This is a genomic window from Aeromonas sp. s1(2024) (assembly GCF_040908005.1).
Classification (GTDB): Bacteria; Pseudomonadota; Gammaproteobacteria; order Enterobacterales; family Aeromonadaceae; genus Aeromonas; species Aeromonas caviae.
Genome location: NZ_JBFOCW010000003.1, coordinates 125169 through 147874 on the forward strand (window position 1 = coordinate 125169; position 22706 = coordinate 147874).

Annotated in this window: 25 protein-coding genes; 11 read left to right on the forward strand and 14 right to left on the reverse strand. The window is 65.1% G+C overall.

The genetic code is table 11. The features are described 5' to 3' along the window. The first annotated feature begins 45 nt into the window (after positions 1 to 45). Entirely contained in the window at positions 46 to 630 is a 585-nt protein-coding gene (locus AB5Y70_RS01000) for a hypothetical protein (protein ID WP_041212267.1), read from the forward strand. A gap of 81 nt (positions 631 to 711) precedes the next feature. Here the strand turns inward: AB5Y70_RS01000 and AB5Y70_RS01005 are convergent, their stop codons facing one another. The 4 genes from AB5Y70_RS01005 to AB5Y70_RS01020 all read right to left on the reverse strand — a co-directional run bounded on the left by AB5Y70_RS01005 (position 712) and on the right by AB5Y70_RS01020 (position 2856). Beyond that, the gene (locus AB5Y70_RS01005) at positions 712 to 1137 is read right to left on the reverse strand and encodes a hypothetical protein (protein WP_029313593.1); all 426 of its coding nucleotides are present in this window, start codon (positions 1135 to 1137) and stop codon (positions 712 to 714) included. A gap of 223 nt (positions 1138 to 1360) precedes the next feature. Beyond that, positions 1361 to 2107, reverse strand: coding sequence for an SDR family oxidoreductase (locus tag AB5Y70_RS01010; RefSeq protein ID WP_043154033.1), 747 nt, complete (start codon positions 2105 to 2107; stop codon positions 1361 to 1363). Positions 2108 to 2149: 42 nt separating this feature from the next. After that, positions 2150 to 2386 (reverse strand): DUF3624 domain-containing protein, encoded by a 237-nt coding sequence (locus AB5Y70_RS01015; RefSeq protein WP_041212265.1) that lies wholly within the window; start codon positions 2384 to 2386, stop codon positions 2150 to 2152. Next, on the reverse strand, positions 2383 to 2856 hold the full coding sequence (locus AB5Y70_RS01020) for a GNAT family N-acetyltransferase (RefSeq protein WP_049637243.1): 474 nt from the start codon (positions 2854 to 2856) through the stop codon (positions 2383 to 2385). The genes AB5Y70_RS01015 and AB5Y70_RS01020 overlap by 4 nt, the downstream gene beginning before the upstream one ends. A gap of 187 nt (positions 2857 to 3043) precedes the next feature. Here AB5Y70_RS01020 and AB5Y70_RS01025 point away from each other — a divergent pair, with 187 nt between their 5' ends. Next, a complete protein-coding gene (locus tag AB5Y70_RS01025) occupies positions 3044 to 4486 on the forward strand; it encodes a RimK family protein (protein WP_041212263.1) in 1443 nt (480 codons plus the stop codon). Positions 4487 to 4510: 24 nt separating this feature from the next. After that, complete coding sequence (locus AB5Y70_RS01030; protein ID WP_039039793.1) at positions 4511 to 5041, forward strand: MgtC/SapB family protein; 531 nt, start codon at positions 4511 to 4513, stop codon at positions 5039 to 5041. A 55-nt stretch (positions 5042 to 5096) separates the two neighbouring features. Here AB5Y70_RS01030 and AB5Y70_RS01035 read toward each other — a convergent pair whose 3' ends face one another. Both AB5Y70_RS01035 and AB5Y70_RS01040 read right to left on the reverse strand, forming a co-directional pair. Then, on the reverse strand, positions 5097 to 6713 hold the full coding sequence (locus AB5Y70_RS01035; protein ID WP_043154038.1) for an alpha-amylase family protein: 1617 nt from the start codon (positions 6711 to 6713) through the stop codon (positions 5097 to 5099). Positions 6714 to 6830: 117 nt separating this feature from the next. Then, entirely contained in the window at positions 6831 to 7109 is a 279-nt protein-coding gene (locus tag AB5Y70_RS01040; RefSeq protein ID WP_043154040.1) for a DUF2442 domain-containing protein, read from the reverse strand. A 258-nt stretch (positions 7110 to 7367) separates the two neighbouring features. Here AB5Y70_RS01040 and AB5Y70_RS01045 point away from each other — a divergent pair, with 258 nt between their 5' ends. Continuing rightward, positions 7368 to 9332 (forward strand): LTA synthase family protein, encoded by a 1965-nt coding sequence (locus AB5Y70_RS01045; protein ID WP_043154042.1) that lies wholly within the window; start codon positions 7368 to 7370, stop codon positions 9330 to 9332. Between the two features lie 55 nt (positions 9333 to 9387). On the opposite strand, the gene AB5Y70_RS01050 is transcribed toward AB5Y70_RS01045, so the two are convergent. Continuing rightward, the gene (locus tag AB5Y70_RS01050; RefSeq protein WP_010672715.1) at positions 9388 to 9858 is read right to left on the reverse strand and encodes an Lrp/AsnC family transcriptional regulator; all 471 of its coding nucleotides are present in this window, start codon (positions 9856 to 9858) and stop codon (positions 9388 to 9390) included. 149 nt (positions 9859 to 10007) lie between these two features. Here AB5Y70_RS01050 and AB5Y70_RS01055 point away from each other — a divergent pair, with 149 nt between their 5' ends. Then, positions 10008 to 10526, forward strand: a complete 519-nt coding sequence (locus tag AB5Y70_RS01055) for a tyrosine-protein phosphatase (RefSeq protein ID WP_042864527.1) — start codon at positions 10008 to 10010, stop codon at positions 10524 to 10526. Positions 10527 to 10532: 6 nt separating this feature from the next. Here AB5Y70_RS01055 and metA read toward each other — a convergent pair whose 3' ends face one another. Next, positions 10533 to 11480: a homoserine O-succinyltransferase gene (gene metA / locus AB5Y70_RS01060; RefSeq protein ID WP_010672713.1), complete on the reverse strand. Its 948-nt coding sequence runs from the start codon at positions 11478 to 11480 to the stop codon at positions 10533 to 10535. Positions 11481 to 11624: 144 nt separating this feature from the next. On the opposite strand from metA, the gene AB5Y70_RS01065 reads away from it, so the two are divergent. After that, entirely contained in the window at positions 11625 to 12869 is a 1245-nt protein-coding gene (locus tag AB5Y70_RS01065) for an HD-GYP domain-containing protein (protein WP_368175901.1), read from the forward strand. 28 nt (positions 12870 to 12897) lie between these two features. Then, entirely contained in the window at positions 12898 to 14073 is a 1176-nt protein-coding gene (locus AB5Y70_RS01070) for a CinA family nicotinamide mononucleotide deamidase-related protein (protein ID WP_042015382.1), read from the forward strand. Here AB5Y70_RS01070 and AB5Y70_RS01075 read toward each other — a convergent pair. Further along, complete coding sequence (locus AB5Y70_RS01075; RefSeq protein ID WP_010672710.1) at positions 14070 to 14585, reverse strand: metal-dependent hydrolase; 516 nt, start codon at positions 14583 to 14585, stop codon at positions 14070 to 14072. The genes AB5Y70_RS01070 and AB5Y70_RS01075 overlap by 4 nt on opposite strands. A gap of 37 nt (positions 14586 to 14622) precedes the next feature. Between AB5Y70_RS01075 and AB5Y70_RS01080 the strand changes: the two genes are divergently transcribed. The 4 genes from AB5Y70_RS01080 (at position 14623) to AB5Y70_RS01095 (ending at position 18701) form a co-directional block, all read left to right on the forward strand. Next, complete coding sequence (locus AB5Y70_RS01080) at positions 14623 to 14862, forward strand: hypothetical protein (protein ID WP_043154044.1); 240 nt, start codon at positions 14623 to 14625, stop codon at positions 14860 to 14862. A 117-nt stretch (positions 14863 to 14979) separates the two neighbouring features. Continuing rightward, entirely contained in the window at positions 14980 to 16644 is a 1665-nt protein-coding gene (locus tag AB5Y70_RS01085; protein ID WP_043154046.1) for a DUF342 domain-containing protein, read from the forward strand. 113 nt (positions 16645 to 16757) lie between these two features. Further along, positions 16758 to 17567 (forward strand): sugar-phosphatase, encoded by an 810-nt coding sequence (gene yidA / locus AB5Y70_RS01090; RefSeq protein WP_041212256.1) that lies wholly within the window; start codon positions 16758 to 16760, stop codon positions 17565 to 17567. Positions 17568 to 17930: 363 nt separating this feature from the next. Continuing rightward, positions 17931 to 18701 (forward strand): gamma-glutamyl-gamma-aminobutyrate hydrolase family protein, encoded by a 771-nt coding sequence (locus AB5Y70_RS01095; protein ID WP_043154048.1) that lies wholly within the window; start codon positions 17931 to 17933, stop codon positions 18699 to 18701. 151 nt (positions 18702 to 18852) lie between these two features. Here AB5Y70_RS01095 and AB5Y70_RS01100 read toward each other — a convergent pair whose 3' ends face one another. From AB5Y70_RS01100 to dapF, 5 genes are all read right to left on the reverse strand, one after another. After that, positions 18853 to 19257, reverse strand: a complete 405-nt coding sequence (locus AB5Y70_RS01100) for a hypothetical protein (protein ID WP_043154050.1) — start codon at positions 19255 to 19257, stop codon at positions 18853 to 18855. A gap of 71 nt (positions 19258 to 19328) precedes the next feature. After that, positions 19329 to 20039, reverse strand: a complete 711-nt coding sequence (locus AB5Y70_RS01105; RefSeq protein ID WP_043154052.1) for an HAD-IA family hydrolase — start codon at positions 20037 to 20039, stop codon at positions 19329 to 19331. A 95-nt stretch (positions 20040 to 20134) separates the two neighbouring features. Then, on the reverse strand, positions 20135 to 21112 hold the full coding sequence (xerC, locus tag AB5Y70_RS01110; RefSeq protein WP_049637244.1) for a tyrosine recombinase XerC: 978 nt from the start codon (positions 21110 to 21112) through the stop codon (positions 20135 to 20137). Next, positions 21105 to 21785, reverse strand: coding sequence for a DUF484 family protein (locus AB5Y70_RS01115; RefSeq protein WP_010672702.1), 681 nt, complete (start codon positions 21783 to 21785; stop codon positions 21105 to 21107). Before AB5Y70_RS01115 ends, xerC begins: the two co-directional genes overlap by 8 nt. Before the next feature lie 79 nt (positions 21786 to 21864). Next, positions 21865 to 22695, reverse strand: coding sequence for a diaminopimelate epimerase (dapF, locus tag AB5Y70_RS01120; protein WP_029313578.1), 831 nt, complete (start codon positions 22693 to 22695; stop codon positions 21865 to 21867). Positions 22696 to 22706 lie beyond the last annotated feature (11 nt).

The window sequence follows — 22706 nt, forward strand, 5'->3', positions numbered from 1 at the left end:
TCAAGCCCCTCCCGGGGTCCCTTTCCCACTCACAGGGTCTCTATCATGAAACTGAAGCACGCCTGGATTGCGGGTGCCCTCACCCTCTGTGCCCCTCCCCTGCTCTATGCCGCCGAGGTCACCACCCATGTGGCCGTGGCCCCCGGACAAGCCAGTCTGGCCGAAGAACTGACCGCCAGGGCAACCGTCACCGCCATCGACCTGGCCACCCGCAAGGTCAGCCTGAAAAATGCCGAAGGGCAGACCCTGGATCTGATCGCCGGGGAGGAGGTGACCAACCTTCCCCAGCTCAAGGTGGGAGATGTCGTGGCCTTGAGATATCTGCAACTGCTGGACCTGACCCTGCTCAAGGGCACCGCCGGGGTGAGAAAACGGGTGGTGGAAGTGGAAGGGGGCAAGGCGGCGGCCGGGGAGAAACCCGCTGCCGGCGCCGGCATGCAGGTAACCATCTATGCCGACGTCATCGACGTGGACAAGGCGCACCAGACCATCCGGGTCAAGGGGGTTGACCATACCCTGACCCTCAAGGTGCAGGATCCGGCCCAGTTCGCCCTCATCGCCAAGGGGGACCAGATCAAGGCCGTGCAGACCACCGCCATCGCCATCGGGATCGCCCCCCAGAGTCCCTGAGCCCTGACCACGGCCTGCCAGCCCCGTAGCAAGGGGGCAACCCCTTGCCTTTAACGCCCAAAGATTGCCGTTTGAATCACATCATGCCTGGGAGGCGGATTTGCCGGTGAGGCGATCCATGGCCTCCTTGAGCATGGCATCGCGCTGCGCGGCCAGGTCCTTGCTCTGCGTTTCGCGCTCCTCGGCAGAGAGCGTCTTGTCATCCGCTATCCCCTTGAGCTGACGCTCGAGATCGTCAAATTTTTTGCGATCAAAGCCCAGGGCCTTGTCCACCATCTGCTGCACCCGCGCATCCTTGACGCCACCGGTCAGGACTGTGTTCTTGCCGTTCCTGGCCAGATGCTCGTAGGTCAGCGCCTGCTGCGCCTTGCCGGTCAGCACCTGACTGGAGAGGCTGACCTGCTGAGACCAGCCGCTCTGCTTGTCGTCGCTGTCGCTGAGGGTCGCCAGGGCACGGTTCTGGGACGCGCTCTGGGCAAGTTGATGACCATAGGGTTTGATATCCATGAAGGCTCCACGCTCACTGCCGGCCTCGCCGGCTCCGGGGATGGGTTCCCCGCCATGAGCCGGAGACAGCAAAATGCAGGCCAACTTGAGTACCCCCCTCTTCCGACGGTTCAGCACGGGGTCGCAGCACGCCTCCTTCTGCACTCCATGACGAGTGCGACCAGATCCATCAAAAAAGCGCCCGAAGGCGCCTCTTGTGGACAGGAGTCGGCTCGTCATGACATCAGCGACGGCTGATGTGGAGCGGACCGAAGGTCTGGGCCACCGGCATGATCTCGATGCTGTTGATGTTGACGTGGGCAGGCTGCTCGCTGATCCAGAGTACGGTATTGGCGATGTCTTCCGGCAGGATGGCCTGCACCCCCTGATAGACGGTGGCCGCCTTGGCGTCGTCGCCGTGGAAGCGCACGTTGGAGAACTCGGTGCCGCCACACAGGCCGGGCTCCACGTTGGTGACACGCACCGCCGTGCCCGCCAGATCCGCACGCAGGTTGAGGCTGAACTGCTTCACGAACGCCTTGGTCGCGCCGTAGACGTTGCCGCCCGGATAGGGGTAGGTCCCTGCGATGGAGCCGATGTTGATGACGTGGCCGCGGTTGCGCGCCACCATGCCCGGCAACAGCAACCGGGTGATCAGAGCCAGGCCGCTGATGTTGGTGGCGATCATCTGCTCCCAGTCTTCCAGATCCGCCTTGTGGGCAGGCTCCAGCCCCAGTGCCAGGCCGGCGTTGTTCACCAGCAGGTCCACCTGTTGCCATTCGGTCGGCAGCGCCTCGATGGCGGCGCGGGTGGCAGCCTTGTCCTGGACGTCGAACACCAGGGGCAGGAACTGCTCGCCCAGCTCCTCGGCCAGGGCGGCCAGCCGTTCGCCGCGGCGCCCGGTGCCGATCACCCGGTGGCCAGCGCTCACCAGCAGGCGGCTGATGGCCTCACCAAAGCCGGACGAGGCGCCCGTTACCATTGCAATCATGTGAACCTCCATTGTTATTTGTCTTCTTGAAAAATCAGCACGTTATATGTCGCGTTTGCCCAGCTTTCGCCATGCGAACACCGCCAGATGCAGCAGGAAGAGACCCGAGCCCCCCAGCGCAAACAGCAGGCCGGTCAGGGCGTTGACCGAGGTATCGGCGCCGCACCACCACCAGACCAGCCAGCCGACGACCCCGATGAGAAAGGTCTGGGCGGCACAGACCGGGCAGCGCCCGAGCTTGGCCCTGATGGCCGTAGCCAGGCAATCCTCGCAACTCATGATGGCTCCTGCCGCTCATCCCCCAGCGCCAGCACCAGGCGGTGGGCATGCTGGCCGGGCCCGTAATAATCGGGCAGCCGTACCCCGGGGCGAAACCCCAGCCCCTGATAGAGGGTCCTGGCTTCTGGGTTGGCGTCGGCGACCTCGAGGCGAATCGCCCCCCAGCCGGCCTCGCGCCCTTCCCGGATCACCTGCTCCAGCAGGCGGCGTGCCCACCCCTGACGGCGGACGGTCCAGCGGATGGCGAGGGTCTGGATGATGAGACGATCCCAGCCTTTGTGCTCCAGCACGCTCAAATAGCCCATCACCTGCGCCTTCTCGTCTTGCAGCAGCAGGGTGCGCCCCTTGCCCTGATTGAGCAGATAGTGCCAGCGGCTGCGGCCGAAGGCGACCTCGGGGGGAAAACAGTAGCGTTCCAGCTTCACGATGGCGCCCAAATCATCGGCTCGGGCGGCGCGCACGGTCAACACGGGGAGTCCTTGTTCGGTTATTTATCCTCAGCACCAGAAATGCGACTTGTATCACAAGTTACCAAGGCAGAATATTAGGCACTGTAACCTCTTGTTTCCCCTCGCGCCATTGTCGTGCTTGTCGGTGCATCGAAGCCCACTGGGGATCCTGCCGTTTCTGGCAGTCCTTTCTGTGGAGCCTGAAAATATGAGTACCTATGTCATCGTCGAGGAGCCGGGCGACTGGCCCTGCCATGCCGACTATCTGCTGACCGCCCGCACCTACCTGCAACACGGTCTGCCCACCACAGGGGGGCGTCCGCGCATCATCAACCTCTGCCGCAGCCTGGAACACCTGGGGGCCGGTTATTACTGCTCCCTGCTGGCCCAGGCCCGCGGCCACCACTGCCTGCCGGGATTGCAGGCCATCAGCAGGCTGCAACCCCAGCAGCCTCCCGCCAAGCTGTGGCGCAAATTGCAGGGCTGGCTGGCCCAGCAGAGCGAAGACAGGATCCGGGTGCGCGCCATCTTCGGCCAGTGCGAACAGAGCGAGCTGGCGGGGCTCGCCCGCTATTACTACGGCCTGAGCCAGTTGCCGCTGCAGGAGCTGACCCTCAAGCGCGGTCGCCACGGCTGGTCGGTGCGCCAGCAGGAGAGCCTGTCACCGCTGGCGCTGAGCCCGAGCGAGAAGGCGCTGATGGTGCAGCACGCCCAGGCGCTGGTGGGCACGGGGGACGAGGAGCAGACGGCGCCACGCTACCAGCTCGCCATCCTGGTCGACCCCAACGACGGCCGCGCCAGCAGCGATGCCCTGGCGCTGGAGCGTTTCATCAAGGCGGCCGCGGCCCAGGGGATCCAGGCCGAGATCCTGCCTCCCTCGGCCATCGAGCGGTTGCCGGAGTTCGACACCCTCTGGCTGCGCGCCGAGACCGCGGTCGGCCATTACACCTTCGAATTTGCCCGCCGTGCCGAGCAGCTCAAGATGCCGGTCATCGACAGCTCCCGTGCCATCCTCGCCTGCAGCAACAAGCTCTATCTCTACGAGCTGATGGTGCGCAGCGGCGTGCCCATGCCCCCCACCACCGTCGTGACCCGCCGCGGCCGCCAGCATGTGGACGAACTGGTGCAGCGCCTCGGTCTGCCGCTGATGGTGAAGATCCCCGACGGCGCCCAGGGGCGCGACCTCGCCATGGCCAGCGATGACATCCAGCTCGCCCGCCTGCTGGACGAGGGGCTGGCCCGCTCCGCCCTGCTGCTGGTCCAGAGCCGGATCCCTGCCGAGTTCGACTGGCGCATCGGCTTTCTCGACGGCTCGCCGCTGTTCGCCTGCCGCCGCTACCGACCCGAACCCGGCAACCGCATCCGTCGCCGCAAACACCCCCTCGACATGAGCCGCATCGAGGCGCTGCCCCTCAGTGAAGTGCCGGAGCGGGTGCTGCAAACCGCCCGCCGCGCCGTGCACCAGCTCGGCAACGGCCTGTTCGGGGTGGATCTGCGCCAGCAGGGTCAGGGCTGCGTGTTGCTGGAAATCATCGACAACCCCTGGATACGTGGCGATATTGAAGACAGGGAGGCAAAGGACCTCTACGAGCGCCTCGCCCGGGCCTTCCGCCAGCGGCTGGAGAACCGGGGGCAGAGCGCGACAGGATAACAAGCATCGCGAGCAGAGGTGGATATGATGACAATGCAGTGGTGGGACATCGCGCCCCTTGGCTGGGAGAACATCCTGGTCTGTCTGGTGTGTGGCACCCTGGTGGGGCTGGAGCGGCAGCTTCGCGGCAAGCCGGTGGGGATCCGCACCTCTTCCCTCATCGTGCTCGGCACCTACTGTTTTCTCGCCATCGGCGCCGCCGTCAGTCCTCAGGGCGCCGATCAGGCGCGGGTGCTGGGTCAGCTCATCACCGGGGTCGGCTTTCTCGGGGCCGGGGTCATGATGACCCGGGATGGTCAGGTGCTGGGGGTGACTTCCGCCGCCGCCATCTGGATGCTGGCCGCCCTCGGCGCCCTCATCGGCATGGACATGCTGCATCAGGCGCTGCTGCTCACCGTCGTCACCCTCTCTATCCTGGTGGGGGTGGACTATCTGGAAGCCAGCTTCAAGAGCCTCCGCCGCGGGGTGCACAACCGGCTGGAACACTGGCGCCACGGGGCCGAGCCCTCGGTCTCTTCCCGCCGGGACGATCTGGGCAGCGGCATCGAGAAGTAAGCCGCCACCATGAAAAAGGGCTCCATCATGGAGCCCTTTCTGTTGTCTGCCTCCCTCAGCGCACCAGCAGGAAGCGGCCGGTGAGGGGCGGCAAGTCCACCGTCACGCTGCTGCCACCGATGGCCAGGTTCTCGCCGCTCTGCAGATCCACCAGGGCGCTGCCGCTGCGCAGCTTGCCGACCGGCACGGCGTAACTCTGGGGCGTGGTGGAGACGTTGAGCAGGTAGACTACTTGCTCGCCCGCCGTCTGCTTGATGTCGCCATAGACGCTCCCCTCGGCCACCAGCTTGACCCGCTCCCCCTGATAGAGGGCGGGGTGGGCGGCGCGCAGGGCCAGCAGCTGGCTGAGCCACTGCTTCAGATCGCTCTGCTCGCTGCTCGGCACGAAGCCGGTGACACCGGGCACCTTGCCATCGCTGCGGGCCACGTGATCATCGCAGAGCCCCTGGGCCGCACAGTCGCCCCCCACCTGACTGGCAAAGCCAGGCACCTCGTCGCCAAACTCCTCGCCATAGTAGAAGGTAATGGGACCGGAGCGGGCGGCCATGAAGCTGAAGGCCGCCTTGTGGCGCTGCCAGTAGTCCGCCCCATTGAAGTTGCCCCGCTCCAGCAGATCGCCGAAGCGCACCAGATCGTGGTTGCCCAGCATCAGGTTGGGCATGGCATGGTCCGGGTAGTTCTCCACCTTGTTCCAGCTGGCGTCGAGCACGCTGGCCCCCTGCCCGCCTTTGCCGGACTCTTCCACCGCCAGCGCCTGTACCAGACCGTAGCGCAGGGGGAAGTCGAACGCCGAAGAGAGCGCCGGGTTGTCGCTCGGGCCATAGGCCTGGGCGCGGATCTCGTCGGCGCCCTTCCACACTTCCCCCACCATGTAGCCGAGGGTGCCCCACTGCTGGCCGGCGGCCTTGCGCGCCGCGCTGGCCCGCGCCACCTCGCTGCGAATGGCGCGCCAGTCATCCAGCCCCAACTGATAAGCCTGATCGAGGCGCCAGCCGTCGATGCCGTACTGCTCGACCCAGTAACGGGCCACCTCCTTGAAGTAGGCCAGACTCTCGGGCTGGCCGTAATCCACCAGCTGACCCGGGTAGCCTGCGCCGCCGCTCTTGAGGGCAGGCAGCCGCCCCTCTGGTGAAGGCTTGCTCACCCCCACCTTGTTGACGTGGCCGAACACCCCGTCGAGGAAGACATAGAGCCCGCGCTGGTGCGCCCCGTCCACCAGTTTTTTAAGCTGGGCGTTGCTGCCGAAGTTGGGATCCACGTTGAAGAAGTCGCAGGCGAAGTAACCGGTGGCATCCAGCCGGTCGTCCCCGGCCTGGCCGGCGCAGGAGTCAAACACCGGCGTGAGCCAGATGGCGTTGACGTTGAGGCTCTTGATGTGGTCGAGGCTGTCGATGATCCCCTGCAGATCGCCGTTGTGCCGGGAGGGGCCGTAGCCGACGCCGTAGTTGGCGCTGCCGTCGCCGTCGACGAAGGACTCCACCATCACCTGGTAGGTGCGCAGGTTGCAGGCTGGCTGATCATTGCCGTAGCAGGCGCGGCTGGCCGACGCGGGGGGCGGATTGACCACCGGAGGCTGGGGGTCACTGCTGCCACCGCCTCCCCCGCTGCCGCAAGCCGTCAGTAACAGGGCGGCCCCGATGAGGCCGCCACGACGCAACGTTCCTTGTTTCATTGTTATGTTCCCGCTGTGGTGGATGGGCGCCCAAAGCGCCGCACTGGGGTCATGATAACGACCTGACCGACGCGGGTCTGTGACTGAAAACGTTACCTGACTCAACGAGTTAGCATGTCAGAAGCGATGCATGTTGCGATCGGGGAAGGCGGCGCGCTCGTCGATGGGCAGGATCAGGTGGTAGACCTCGTGGGCCGCCAGGGTGAAGCCCGAGGGCCATGCCAGTTGATGGCGATGATCGATGAAGACACGGGCGAAGCGACGCTCGGTCTCCATGGCCGCAAACAGCGGCTGGCCGCGCCAGGGGGTGAGATCCAGCACGCCTGTGGTGCCGTCGGAGAGCACAACGAACAGAGACCAGCCCTGCATATATTCCACATCGATGAAGACCGGCATCCCTTCGGCTCCGATTGAGAAATCCGGCGCCATTATAGGCACGACCATTGTCTCGATGTGCCAGCAGGATCACAGTTTTCCCAGCGTTTTATGCTCTCTTAGAACCCTGCATCCCGTCACAAAAAAATCATAAAACGTGCCAGCTTCTCCATTTATACCTCCCCCCCATGCAACCTTTGCCAGGCGCCACTGTCATACTCCTGCACCATAACAACAATGCGTCCGGGGACTGGGCGCAAACAGGTTTGCAGGAACAATATGACCACCATCAGACAATGGCTGGGACCGGTTTGGCCCATCGCCGTCTTTTCATTGATCGCGCTCATCTCCCTGACCATCAGCCGCCTTGGCCTGGGGCTCTGGCAACTGGAACGGGTGGATGCCGTCTCTGGCTGGCAGGAGATGCTGCTGCAAGGCATTCGCGTCGACGTCGCCACCCTCTGCTGGGTCTGGGGCGTACCCGCCGTCTTGACCCAGTTGCTGGCCGGGCCCCACGCGCCGGGGCGGCTCTGGATGCAGCTTATCCGGATCTGGCTCACCCTGGGGCTCTGGCTGATGCTCTTTCTCGAGATCTCCACTCCCGCCTTCGTCACCGAATACGGGGTACGTCCCAACCGCCTCTATGTGGAGTACCTCATCTATCCGAAGGAGGTGCTCTCCATGCTGTGGGCTGGCCGCAAGGGCGAACTGCTGCTGGCCGTGATCTTCAGCGGCGCCGTGCTGGGCGGTGGCTGGTGGCTGAGCGGCCGCCTGGTGCGTGACCTAAGCTTCCCCCGCTGGTACTGGCGCCCCGCCTTCGCCCTGCTGATCCTCGCCGTCGGCTTCCTCGGCGCCCGCTCCAGTCTCGGCCATCGCGCCTTGAATCCGGCCATGGTGGCCTTTGCGGACGATCCCCTGGTCAACGCCCTCACCGTCAACTCCGCCTACTCCCTCTTCTTTGCCATCAAGCAGATGGGGGCCGAGGAGGACGCCAGCCAGTTTTACGGCAAGATGGCTGACCATCAGGTACTCGACATAGTCCGCGAGGAGAGCGGTCGCCCTCTCGGCGATTTCACCTCTGCCGATCTGCCGAGCCAGACCTTCAACACGGCCAGCTACCAGGGCAAGCCCAAAAACCTGGTGATCCTGCTGCAAGAGAGTCTGGGGGCCCAGTTCGTCGGCTCCCTCGGCGGCCTGCCGCTCACCCCGAACATCGATGCCTTGTCGAAAGAGGGTTGGGCGTTCGAGCAGCTCTACGCCACCGGTACCCGTTCGGTACGCGGCATCGAGGCGGTGCTCACCGGCTTCACGCCGACCCCGGCCCAGGCCGTGGTCAAGCTCGGCAAGAGCCAGACCAACTTCTTCACCATCGCCGACCTGCTCAAGCAGCGAGGCTATGACACCAGCTTCATCTATGGCGGCGAGAGCCACTTCGACAACATGCGCAGCTTCTTCCTCGGCAACGGCTTCACCACCATCGTCGAGCAGAAGGACTTCAAGAACCCGGTGTTCGAGGGATCCTGGGGCGCCTCGGATGAAGATCTGATGGCCAAGGCCAACGAGACCTTCGCGGCGCTGCACAAGGAGGGCAAACCCTTCTTCAGCCTGGTGTTCAGCTCCAGCAACCACGATCCCTTCGAATTCCCCGACAACCGCATCGCCCTGTACGAGCAGCCCAAGCAGACCCGCAACAACGCCGCCAAGTACGCGGACTACGCCGTCGGCGAGTTCTTCAAGAAGGCCAGGGCATCGGACTACTGGAAGGACACCCTGTTCCTGGTCATCGCCGATCACGACAGCCGGGTCGGGGGAGCCAGTCTGGTGCCCATCCCCCGCTTCCACATCCCGGGGGTCATTCTGGGGGACGGCATAGCACCGAGAAAGGATCCCCGCATCGTCAGCCAGATCGACATGGCCCCGACCCTGCTCTCCCTCATGGGCATCAGTGCCGACTACCCCATGCTGGGCAAGGATCTCACCCGCATGCCCGCCGACTGGCCTGGGCGCGCCATCATGCAGTACGACAAGAACTTCGCCCTGATGCGCGGCAAGGATGTGGTGATCCTGCAGCCCGAGCGGGCGCCGGAAGGCTTCATCTACGAGGATGCGACCGAAACGCTCACCCCGGCGCCGCAGCCAGGCGCCATGAAGGATGCCGCCCTGGGGCTGGTTCTGTGGGGCAGCCTGGCCTATCAGCAGGGGCTCTACCGGACGGCGCAGGACAGCCGGCTGGCTCTCAACTGAGGAACCGCCCACAAAAAAACCGCCCTCGGGCGGTTTTTTCTTGCGGCTCGCCCCGTCAGGGGTGGGGGAAGCAGGGGAGCGAGCGGCTGAACCTGTGCTCGAACACCAGGGAGGTCTCGAGGTGCACCACCTCTTCCCGGGAGGTGAAGTGATCGAAGACGAAATTGCGCAGGTGTTCGGTATCGGAGACGCACAGGTGCACCAGGAAATCATCCTTGCCGCCCATGTGGAACAGGCTGATCACCTCGGGCAGGGCCAGGATGGCGTCGCGAAACGCATCGATGATCTGGCGGCTGTGACGGGCCAGTTGCAGGGAGACCATGGCCTGGATGTGACCGCCCAGGGCCTGGTAATCCACCTCGCAGTGCGCCCCCTTGAGCACGCCATCCTGCTGCAGCTTGCGCACCCGCTCCAGACAGGTGGACGGCGCCACCCCGACCAGGGCCGCCAAATCCTTGTTGGTCATGCCCGCATCGCGAAACAGATGGGCCAGGATGTCCAAGTCCAGTTGATCCAGGTTTCTCATCTTTACTCCTTGCATCGCTCGATTTTTTTAGACTCTGCCCGTAAACCGGGCCGAACACAACGCAGATTGACATCGCCTCCGGCCCCTCTATGCTGTGCCGCACCCGCGGGATACCCATCCCGTTGATCCCGGCCACCACGAGGAACCCCATGCTCAGTGCCCATCCCTTCTGGAGCCTGGACGTTCCACGGCTCGACGGCCAGCTCCTGCTCACCCCCTGCCCCGGCAGCCAGCAGGTCCCCATGGCCCACGCCCTTGCCCAGTTGCAGCTGGCCGGTGCCGGCGGGGTGCTGACCCTGATGACGGTGGAGGAGCTGGCCCTGTGCGGGCCCCTCTCTCTCGGGCAGCTGGTGCAGGCCAGGGGCATGAGCTGGTTCCATCTGCCCATTGCGGATGACGAGGCACCGGATGCCGCCTTCGAACAGGCCTGGCCCGGGGTGCAACCCCGACTGCTCGCCCTGCTGCGCGAGGGACGGCACCTTGCCATTCACTGCCACGGCGGAAGCGGGCGTACCGGGCTGGCGGCCGCCCTGCTGCTGATGACCCAGGGGCTGCCCCAGCAGGAGGCCATGACCCTCATCCGGGCCAGACGGCCACGGGCCTTCACCCTGGCCTGCCACCGTCACTGGCTCGATACCCGTGGACGGCGGCTGGCCGGGGCGGACTGATGGGCTCTATCCCTTGGGCTGCTGGTAGGTAAACACCTTGCCGATGTCTTCCACCTTGTAGCTGGTCAACTGGTAGACGTAATAGTTGAGCCAGTTGGAAAACAGCAGGTGACCGTGGCTGCGCCAGGTGGCGCGCGGGGTCTGGCTTGGGTCGTTGTTCGGGTAATAGTTGACCGGAATGACGGGGGTGAGCCCGGCCGCCAGATCCCGCCGGTATTCCCCATCCAGGGTCAGGGCGTCATATTCCGGATGGCCGGTGACGAACACCTGGCGACAATCCTTGGTGGCGGCCAGATAGACGCCCGCCTCTTCCGACTCGGCGAAGATCTGCAGATCGGTGTGGGCGCGGATGAGATCCCCGTCGAAGGCCGCATAGCGGGAGTGGGGCGCCACGAATTCATCATCGAAGCCGCGCAGCAGCGCCTCGTGCTCGTCGAGGCGGTGGTGGCGATAGACCCCGGAGAGCTTCTCGCCGTGGGTCTGCTTTTCCATGCCGTACAAGGCTTTCAGCGCCGCCTGCACCGCCCAGCAGAGGAAGAGGGTGGAGGTGACATGCTGATGGGACCACTCGATGATCTCGACGATGCGTGGCCAATAGACCACCTCCTCGAACTCCACCAGCCCGAGCGGCGCCCCCGTGATGATCATGCCGTCGTAGTTGTTGCCTCTCACCTGCTCGAAGTCGTGATAGAAGTTCTCCAGGTGCGCCTGGGGCGTGTTTTTCGACTCCCGATCGTCGATGCGCAACAGATCCACGTCCACCTGCAAGGGCGAGTTGGAGAGCATCCGCATCAGCTGGATCTCGGTTTCTATCTTCTTGGGCATCAGATTGAGGATGAGCACCCGCAGCGGGCGGATGTTCTGGGTGACGGCCCGGGATTCCGTCATCACGAAGATGTTCTCCTGCCCCAGCACTTCGGCGGCGGGCAACTGGTCCGGGATCTTGATCGGCATGCTGACTCCCTGTACTGCATCGGTAAATATGTCTGGACATCTAGAAGCCTATAATAAAGCGCTCCCGCTGTCATCAGATACCTTTTGTATTCACCCCGCCCTTTGACTAGCATACGGCTCAGTGTGTCCCTCGTGCCCAACCCCATGACAGGAATCAAGATCTCCGTAGAACGGCTGCAAGTCGGCAATTATGTCTCCCTGCCTTTGGGATGGCGTGAGCACCCGTTTCTGTTCTCCAGCTTCAAGCTCAAGAGCGAGGAGGAGATCGAGCTCATTCGTCGCCTTGGCCTCAAGCTGGTGACCATCATTCCCGACAAGAGCGACACACCGCCCAAGCCCCTCGGCCAGACCCAGTCCCAGGCAGATGAGGTTGAGGGAGAGGGTCTCGTCGCCCGCCAGGAGGAGATGCAGCAGGAGAAACTGCGGCGCATCGAGCAGTTGCAGCGCTATCGCCGCGACCTGCAGCAGTGCGAGAAACAGTTCCGCCAATCCCTGGCCCAGGTGCGCAACCTCATGGGCAAGATCCAGTCCCGCCCCCTCAACGCCATCAGCGAGGCCCAGGAGCTGATCAACGCCATGACGGAGCAACTCCTCTCGGTGGACGAGATGGTGCTGCACCTGGTCTCTGACAGCGATGATGGCAACAGCCTGCAGTTTCACTCCCTCAACGTCAGCGTGCTCAGCATGCTGCTCGCCCGGGAGTGCAAGTTGCCGGCCGAGGCGATCCGCCAGGTCGGCATGGGGGCCCTGTTCCACGACATCGGCAAGCTGAGGCTCCCGAGCCAAATCCTGCGCAAGACGGAGCCGCTGACCAAGCCGGAGCAGAACCTGATGGCCCAGCATCCCCGCTACGGCCTGGAACTGCTGGGGCTCGTCAGCGATTTTCCGGAAGCAGCCAGGCAGATAGTGCAGAACCACCATGAGTACCTGGACGGCACCGGCCCCCAGGGGCTCAAGGGCGATCAGCTCGATCCCCTCACCCAGATCGTCTCCCTCATCAACGAGTACGACAACCTCTGCCACCTGGAGGCCAAGGTGCCCTACGCGGCTCTCGGCAGCCTCTACAAGCAGCGCAAGTCCCAGTTCAACGCCGATCACCTCGGCATGCTGATCCGGTTGATGGGGGTCTACCCCCCGGGCAGCGTGGTGCAGCTCTCCAACGGCCAGGTGGGGCTGGTGATGTCGGTCAACGCCTCCCGCCTGCTCTACCCCGCCGTGCTGGTATACGACCCCCGCATTCCGCGCCAGGAGGCGGCCATCATCGACCTCGACGCGGCCGGGCTGACCATCGCCAAGGTGATCCAGCCCAAACGCCTGCCCCCGGCGGTGTTCGAATACCTCAACCCCCGCACCCGGATCAGCTACTACTTCGAACACGGCAAGCCCTGAGAGGGCTGGCCCCACCCAAGGAGTCCCCATGCGCATCGAGATCATCAGCACAGGCGACGAGATAGTGACCGGCCTGGTGGTGGACACCAATGCCGCCTGGCTAAGTGCCCTCTTGCTGGAGCAGGGCTGGCAGGTGCGCCGCCGCGCCACCGTGGGGGACAACCTCGCGGATCTGACAGCCGTGCTGCAGGAGAGCGCCAACCGCGCCGAGGTGGTACTGGTGTGCGGGGGGCTCGGCCCCACGGCGGACGACCTCACCGCCCAGGCCGCGGCCGAGGCGTTTGACCAGCCCCTGACCCTGTTCCCGGACTGGCTCGCCACCATGGCCGAACGCTATGCCAGTCGGGGCCGCACCATGGCACGGAGCAACACCAAGCAGGCCTGGCTGCCCCGGGACTGCGAGATCCTCGACAACCCGGTGGGCACCGCCTGCGGCTTTGTGGTCCGCCACCCGGCCAGCCACGGCCAGAGCCGGCTCTTCTTCACCCCGGGCGTGCCGTTCGAGTTCAAGCAGATGGTGCGCGAACAGATCATGCCCCGCCTCAAGGCGCTGGCCGGTGAAGAGACCGACACCGAGCTGCGCCGTTTCTACACCTTCGGCGTCTCGGAGTCCGCCCTCAGCGACATGCTGGATGCGGCCCCCTGGCCTGCCGGCATCGAGCTGGGCTACCGCTCCTCCATGCCTCTCATCGAGCTCAAGCTCATCGGCCACGGTGCCAGCACCGCCGACATGGATGCCGCCGAGGCGAGGCTGCTTGCGGCCATCGCCCCCTGGCTGGTGGGGCGTGGCAACGAGGCGCCTGCCAGCCAGATCCTGGCCCTGCTGGGGGAGCGGTCGCTGCACCTGCAGGAAGGGGAGAGCCGGGGCGCCCTGCTGGCCATGTGTCACGGGCACCCGGCCCTGACCGCCGGCTTCAGCCACACCCTGAGCGACGATCTGACTCAACTGGCGGTGCCCGCCGCCCCCCTGAGCCTCACCATAGGCCGTGCCGGGCCGGACGGCGTGCCGCTGCTGCTCTGCGCCGACGGGCAACTGCACGGCCAGACGCTCAGGGTCAGCCACCCGGATCCCGCGAGCGGTCGCCGGATCCTCGCCTTCGCCGCCCTCGACATGCTGCGCCGCCACCTGCTGGGGCTGCCGGTGCTCGCCGACTACCTCACCCTGACCCGAACGGCCAGGTGCCAGGAGGGCGCCCGGGGCTAGAAGTGAGCCAAGCCTGCACCGCCATGGACCCAGTACCCGGCGAGCGCCAGGGTCAGCAGGCAGAAGGCCCTCTCGTAACCCCCGCCGCTCTTGAGGGGCAGGCCGGGCAGGCGAAAGCGCCGACGCCAGGGCCAGAGCAGGGGAATGCCCATGGGGGTGAGCCAGTCCCCCAGCAGATGGCTGAGATAGCCCACGATGAGGGCATCCTTCACCGCCCCCGACAGCAACCAGGGGGCTTCCACCTGGGCCAGCCCCCAGACCCCCATCCCCACCGCCAGCAGGCTGTGGGTGAAGCCGCGATGGCCGAACAGCCGGGAGAGCGGCCCCGAGATCCAGGGCAGTTGCCGCCCGAGCAGGGAACGGGGGTGATCGAGATCCGGCAGCAGGGCGCTCGCCAGGGCCATGGGAACGATGTGCCACAGGCTGGCATCGGCCAGGGCCGGAGTCAGTTCAACCTTGTGGGCAAGCAGGACGCAGGTGACGGAAAACAGCAGGTGGCCTTGGGCGGTCATGGGGCTCGTTTGGTTGGACAGAAAAAGGGGCTGATCGATGGCGACCAGGGTCCTCGCCCTGGGGCGGCGGCAGATTAAAATCCTTCTCTTCCTGCCTGGCAAGGTGATTTGCATCGCCACCTTCAACGTGGTTGACACTCTGGATAGCGAAAGCATAAAACGTCAGCATATTGCGCTAAAAAACTGCAATGGAGCCCATGGCATGGCCGGCTCTGCCCCTCTCCCGTCAGCCGATATTTCCTCAACCCGGCTCACCCATTTGCATTCAGATCGTTGACCCGGAAGGAAAAATACCCGAATACTGCGCGTTGGATCCGCCCCGGCGGCATGGGATGCCGGCAAGGAGAGGCCCCGGCATGGGGCAAACCGGACAGGGACAACGAAGGAGGGCCCGGTGTTAAGCAAAGCGTGGTTTCAGCTGTCGGCCGACATGAGCTATGTCTGCCTGCGCATCACTCCGGGCCTCACCGAGCCCATCCAGGAAAGCGACGTCCTGGCCCTGCTGCGACTCTCCAACTGTCGGCGCTACGAACCCCTCGGCGAGGGGATCCGCGAAGCCGTCACCTTGCTCAACGCCCTCATCGCAGAGCCGGATGCCCCCGCGCATCCGCCAGTCCCCATTGCCCGGCGCCAGGATGCCAGGCTGCTCATCCAGGTGGACAAGGACCAGATGAGCGCCAGGGCGCAGATCACCGCGGACTGGGGCGGCCAGCCCCTGACCCTGGCCCGGTTGCAGGAGGCCCTGGCGGCCAGCACGGTCAAGCAGGGGGTGAGCGAGCGACTGCTTGCCGCCGCCATCCAGGCAGCGGGTGAGGCGGCACCCGGTGCCCAGCTCAATCCCGTCATCGCCCTCGGCAAGGCCGCCAGGCACGGCCTGGATACCCGCCTGGAGCGGCTGGTGGAGACCGCAGCCGAACGGATCCTCAAACCCCAGGAGCGGGATCACGGCAAGGTGGACATGCGCGACCTCGGCACCCTGCTCACCGTCAAGGCCGGGGCGTTGCTGATGCGCAGGCACCCCGCCACCCAGGGCATCGACGGCTTCACCGTGACGGGCCAGACCCTGACCGCCCGCCACGGCAAGGAGAGCGCCATGACGCCGGGTGACGGCACCTGCCTCTCCCCCGAGGATCCGGACCTGCTGCTGGCGACACGCCCGGGACTCCCCTGTCAGGAGCGTGCCGGGATGCGGGTCGACGAGGTACTCAACGTCAAGCAGGTCGACATCCGCCACGGCCACGTCGAGTTCGAGGGATCGCTGCTGGTCACCGGAGACGTCATGCCCGGCATGCGCGTCAAGACCAGCGGGGACGTGGTGATCGGCGGCTTCGTCGAGGGCGGCTACATCGAATCCGGCGGCACCATCACGGTGCGCAACGGTATCATAGGGCGCAAGCTGGCGGACGACGAATACCTCTGCCACCTCAACGCCGGGGGGGAGATCCACGCCAGCTATGCCCAGTACGCCAGGCTGGAGGCCGATGGCGACATCCATATCCTGAGCCAGCTCAGTCACTGCTATTGCCGCAGCGGCCAGGATCTCAAGGTGGGGGACAGCGCCATGCGCAAGGGGCACCTCATCGGCGGTATCAACATCGCCAACCGGCTCATCATGGCACCGGTGCTCGGAGCCTCGGCGGCCAACCGGACCCGGTTGCAGATCCTCGGCGGCTATTTCAGCCAGAAGGAGCTGGAGCTGGCGCTTCGCCAGCGCAAACAGACCTGCGCCGAGCAGATAGACAAGCTGCAGGATCTCATCCTGCGTCTGCTGCAACTGCCTCGTGACAAGCGCAATCCCGAGACCCTGCAGAAGATCAAGGCGCTGCGCACCCGCCAGTTCGACGAGAGCAAGAGCCTGGACGAGCAGCTCGCCGAGGCGCAGCGGGAGCTGCAGGCGCTCATGGCCAACATGGACATCATCGCCACCCAGCGCCTCTTCCCCGGCGTCGAGGTGGAGATGGCCCATCACCACAACAGGGTCGACATCGAGCACGGCCCCATCCACTTCGCCATCCGGGAAGATCAGCTGCAACTGACCCCCTACCAGGGCCAGCGCTGAGGGGCAACGTGCCCCCGCGTCGGCAGGCGGCGTGATCCCGGCGGCGATTTTCGCTACACTCGGCCTCCCCATGGCCCCATCGGGCGGGCCGGCCAGACTCAGGTAGTGAGAAGATGTACAAGCTGATCGCATTGGATATGGATGGCACCCTGCTGACCCCAGAGGGCCGAATCTCCCCCCGCACCCAGGCCGCCATCGCGGCAGCCCGCGCCAGGGGCGTGACCGTGGTGCTGGCCTCCGGCCGCCCGCTGGAAGGCATGACCGCCGCCCTGACCGAGCTGGGCCTCACCGGCCAGGATGACTACGTCATCTGCTACAACGGCGCCCTGGTGCAGCAGGTGTCCGAGCAACGCATCATCCGCAGCCAGTTGCTGACCGGCAGCGATGCCCGCGCCATCGCCCACCTGGCCTGTGAGCTGGGGGTGAACATCCACGGCTTCTCCGTCCGCCAGGGGCTCATCAGCCCAAAGATCAGCCCCTACACCGAGCACGAATCCCGCCTCATCGGTCAACCCATCAACCTGGTGGACTTCGCCACCCTGCCCGACGACGAGCAGATCATGAAGGTGATGATGATTGACCCAGAGCCCCTGCTCTCCCGTGCCATCGCCCAGCTGCCCGCCGAACTCCACGAGCGCTATACCGTGGTGCGCAGCGCCCCCTACTTCCTCGAGTTCATGAACAAACGCAGCAACAAAGGCACCGGCGTCGCCGCCCTGGCCGAGCACCTGGGGCTGGATGCCTCCCAGGTGATCGCGGTGGGAGATGCGGGCAACGATCACCACATGATCGCCTACGCCGGACTCGGGGTCGCCATGGGCAACGCCACCGACGAGATCAAGGCGCTGGCACAGCACACCACGGGGCGCAACGATGAAGACGGGGTCGCCCAGGTGATCGAACGTTTCATCCTGAACGCCTGAGTCGACAAGGGGCCCTGTGGGCCCCTTCTGCTATCCGGCCGCCCGGCCAGATGTTTAATATATCCACCATCAAATCGCTCGCCGCACCAGGCATCCCCCCTCAAGCCCCTTTAAATGGGACTCGTAGCCGTATCTCGACATCAACGGTTAACATAATTGCATCATTTTGTTTGACATATTGAACGGCCTTGGCAGACTGGAGGCAGGATCCAGGCTGTCGTTGCCAAGGCTGACCGACGATTCTGGCACGCTGGCGCGACCCTGATCCCACGACCATGCCTTGAGGCATGCCCTTGCGAGCCGAGGCGGCAAGGGCCTTCCCAAGGCGCAGGATGAGACCGCCAAGGATAGCCAAGGTGACCTATGCCCAACCCCAGTTCCCATAACAAACCCGTCGTGCTGATGACCATGGGGGCCCAGGCCCGCAGTGGCCACGCCTACCAGGTCATGACCCACAAATACATCAAGCCTCTGGTGGAGATCAGCGGCTGCGTGCCGCTGCTGGTGCCCACCTGCTGTGGCACCGAGGATCTGGAGCAGTATCTGGACCTCGCCGACGGGGTCTATCTGAGCGGTGCTGGCTCCAACATCGATCCTGCCCTCTATGGCCAGGAGAACCTCACCCCGGAGAAGCCTCAGGACAGGGACAGGGATCTGTTCGATATTCCCCTGGTGCGCGCCGCCCTCGACCGCGGCCTGCCGATCCTCGGGATCTGCCGCGGCATGCAGGAGATCAACGTGGCCCTGGGAGGCGACATTCACCAGAAGGTCTATTGCGAGCCGGGTTATGACGATCATCGGGAGGATGCGGATGACCCGGTGGACGAGCAGTATGGCGAGAGCCATCAGGTCGAGCTGGTGCCCGGTACCTGGCTGGCCGAGCTGATGGGGCAGCCGTCGATTCCGGTCAACTCCCTCCACGGGCAGGGGATCAAGACGCTGGCCAAGGGGCTGGCCCCCCTGGCCCATGCCGAAGACGGGCTGATCGAGGCGATCCACGCTCCCGCCCTCTCCCCCTTCCTGCTGGCGGTGCAGTGGCACCCGGAGTGGAAGGCCAGCGAGAACCCCCACTCCATCAAGCTCTTCACCGCCTTTGGCGACGCCTGCCGCCGGTTCAGGCAGCAGGTCGGCTAGTCGCCGACCCCTTGCCCTTGAGCCTTGGCAGGGCCTCGTACATCGGGGGCTGCCCAGAGGCATCCGACGTGACGGGCCTGTGAACCCCCCACGCCATCAAGCTGCCCACTGCCTTCGGCGACGCCTCCTGCCCGTTCAGGCAGCAGACGGGCTAGTCGCCAAATCCCTTGCCCTTGAGCTTGGGCAGGGCCCCGCGATCAGGGCGCAGGGTTCGGCAGACATCCAGCCCCTTGAGGCCCCGCTGGATATGGTCCGGGGCCTGCCCGAGCACCATGCCGTTGCCGCGATAGAGACGGGCATCCTCCAGCTCGAACAGCTCGCCGCCGATGAGCAGTTGCTCCCGGCCATTCACCACCTTGCCCCGTTTCAGGGGCAGGGTCATGTCCACCTGGATCTCGCCGGTGGCACACCCCTCGCGCCAGCGCGCCTCGTTGGAAAACGGGGAGATGGCGATCTCCCGCCAGGATCCGTCCCTGAACTCCATCCGGTAACGGTCTTGCACCAGATCGCATCCCGCCAGCATCACGGGGATCGCCAGCCAGATGACACCCTTCATTCCCTTCACGCCCTTGCTCCCTTGTTGTTATTGCCAGATATACATCACGGAATCTGTCCCTCATCCCCAGCTCAGAGCAGCAGGGTGGCCAGATCCTGCAACTGCCCCAGCTCCACATCCGGCAGCAGCGACAGCGACTGCCAGGACTGACCGCTCTCGTTGAGCCAGGCGGCCCGAAAGCCGTGCAGCCTGGCACCCAGCACGTCGGTCACCGGGTGATCCCCCACATGGAGGATGCGGCCGGGGGCCAGCCCCAGGGCCTCTTGCACCTGCACGAACATGTCGGGCGCCGGTTTCATTCTGGCTCCCGCTCCCGCCTTGCAGACCAGGGTGAAGTAGCCAGCCAGACCTGCCTGCTCCAGATCCAGGTTGCCATTGGTGATCACCGCCAGCGGGTAGCGCGCCGCCAGACGAGCCAGCAGGGCGTGAGTCGCCTCGCTCACCTCTATCTTCGAGCGCTCGGCCATGAAGCCGGTGAACACCGCCCGGGCCTGCTGCTCCGCCAGCCCGGGCTCCATGCCCCCCTGCACCAGGGCCTCGCGAATGCCACGCTGGCGCGCCAGGCTGACGTCGTGGCTCAGCGCCGGGTGGTCCAGCAGCAACTGGCGCTTGAGCGCGAGCCAGCGCGGCTTGTCCAGCATGGCGGTAGCCAGGTATTCGCTGCGCAGGTGGTCCAGCATCCACTGTTCCGCCCGCGCGATGGCGGGGCCGTTGTCATAGAGGGTGTCGTCCAGATCGAACGAGATGGCGGCCACCGGCTGCCAGCGACGGTAAAACTGCATGGCTGTTCCTCTTTACTCCTCATCCTCTGGCGTTGCGAGCTCCCGCCTGACCGGGGCGACGTGGAGATTGTCATCCCCGCAGATCGCACACCACATCACTCATCCTCCGGCGTTTCCGGATCCCGCTTCGCCCGCGGGTGGGCACTGTCATATACCTTGGCCAGATGCTGGAAGTCGAGGTGGGTATAGATCTGGGTGGTGGAGAGATCCGCATGCCCCAGCAGCTCCTGCACCGCCCGCAGATCGCCGGAGGATTCCAGCATGTGGGTGGCGAAGCTGTGGCGCAGCTTGTGGGGGTGCACGTGGGCATTGAGAGCCTGCTTGTTGCCCCAGCCGTCGAGCCGCTCCTGTACCGAGCGGGCCGAGAGCCGCTGCCTGCGCTTGGAGACGAACAATGCCTCCCCCTCGTCACCGGCCAGCAGGGGGCGTACCTTGAGCCACTTGTGCAACCACTCCACCGCCATCCGCCCGATGGGCAGCACCCGCTCCCGCGAGCCCTTGCCGATCACCCTGAGCTGGCGCTCCTCGAGCTTCACGTCCGCGAGGTTGAGCCCCACCAGCTCGGCAAGGCGCAGGCCGGAGGAGTACATCAACTCCATGATGGCGCGATCCCGCACCGCCAGCGGATCCTGCTCGTCGGTGATGTTGAGCAGCTGGTACATCTCGTCCACGTCCAGGTTCTTGGGCAGGGGCCGCCCCTGCTTGGGGGTGACGATGCCCCGCGCCGGGTTGGCGGTGAGCCGCCCCTGGCGCACCTGCCAGTCGCAGAAGCTGCGCAGGGCCGACACCTTGGTGGCAAGGGAACGGGGCGCCAACCCCCCCTTGTGCATCCGGGTCACCAGGCTGCGCACCTGGCTCGCCTCGAGCCGGGCCCAGTCGTCGACCCCGAGCTTCACCAGCTCGGCGGTCATGGCTTCCAGATGAGCCTGATAGTTGCTGCGGGTGTGGGGGCTGAGCTGGCGCTCGACTCTCAGGTATTCGATAAAGGCGTCCAGCTCCCCCGCCAGTGCGACCGGCAGAGGGTCGGCGGCAGGGAGCACCTTGGCAGGGGATCGGGTCGTTGCCTTAGCCACGGGCCAGCTCGGGCAGACGCAGCTGCAGCAGACGCCCCAGCTGACCCAGCAGCAGGGTGTCGTTGTGGGGGGTGAAGTGGCTGGGATCCGAGCTCGCGAAGGCCAGCACGCCGAGCTCCCCGAGCCGCATCAGGGCCACCGAGTTGACCAGCACATCATTGCCAAACAGCGCCTGCTTCTCGCTCTGGTTGAGGCGACCGAAATAGTAGTCCGTGCCGGGCAGGCGCTGCCCCAGCAGTTGTTCGAGCTGTTTGCCCTGCGCCAGGAAACGCTGCTCGGGGCCGCTCAGCTGGAAATGCCTGGGATTGAGCCAGAGCCGCAGGCCGGTGAGTCGCAGCCGCTGGACGAAGGCCTTGCCCATCACGGCGCTCAGCTCGAACAGGGTCTGGCAGCCGTAGATCTCCCCGTAGAGATCCGCATAGACCCGGAAGATCCGCTCGTTCTCGCTGGCGACCCCCATCAGTTCGGTGATCTCCTGCTCCAGCTGCTCGATGCGCTCCCGCTGTCTGTCCAGCTGGCGCTCCACCAGGGAGATGGTGCCCTTTTGCGCATGGGGAATGCGGATCTTGTCCAGCATGGCCCCGTGACGCAGGAAAAACTCGGGATAACGGGCCAGGTACTCCAGCACTGTGGCTTCATCCACCAGTGATTCCTGCCGTTTGAGTTCGCTCATAACTTGGTTGATCCATCCGAAAAAGGGGCCAAGGGCCCCGATATGATCCGTTGATGGAGCGGGATCACCCGCTCCTTGTCTACAACTCTATCTGGCCGTCAAAGACGTGCTCGGCCGGCCCCGTCATGTAGACGGGCTGACCCGGTCCCTTCCAGGCGATGGTCAGCTTGCCACCCGGCAGGGTGACGGTGACCCGCTCCTTGAGCTTGCCCTGGCTGATGCCTATCACCACGGCCGCACAGGCCCCGGTCCCGCAGGCCAGGGTCTCCCCCACCCCGCGCTCGAAGACTCGCAGCTTGATCTCGCTGGCGTTGACCATCTCCATGAAGCCGACGTTGACCCGCTCGGGGAAGCGCTCGTGGCGCTCCATGATGGGTCCCAGGGTCTCCACCGGCGCATCGGCCACCGAGGGCACCTCGATGACGCAGTGAGGGTTGCCCATGGAGACGGCGCCGCACATCACGGTGTGATCCTGGGCCCGCAGCAGATACGTCTTCTCCGCCTTCTGGGCACGGAACGGGATCTTGCCCGGCTCGAACTGGGGCACCCCCATGTTGACCGTGACCTGGTTCTCCCCTTCCAGCTGCAGGGTGATGCGGCCCCGGGCGGTGCTGACCGCGATGCGATCCCGGTTGACCAGCCCCTTGAGACGCACGAAACGGGCGAAGCAACGGGCCCCGTTGCCGCACTGTTCCACCTCGCTGCCGTCGGCATTGAAGATGCGGTAATGGAAGTCGAGCTCGGGGTCATAGGGCGGCTCCACCAGCAACAGCTGGTCGAAGCCGATACCGAAGTGACGATCCGCCAGCTTCTTGATGATGTCGTTGCTGAAGAACACCTTCTGGGTGACGCCATCCACCACCATGAAGTCGTTACCGAGGCCGTGCATTTTGGAAAACTCAATCAACATCGCGCGTTCCT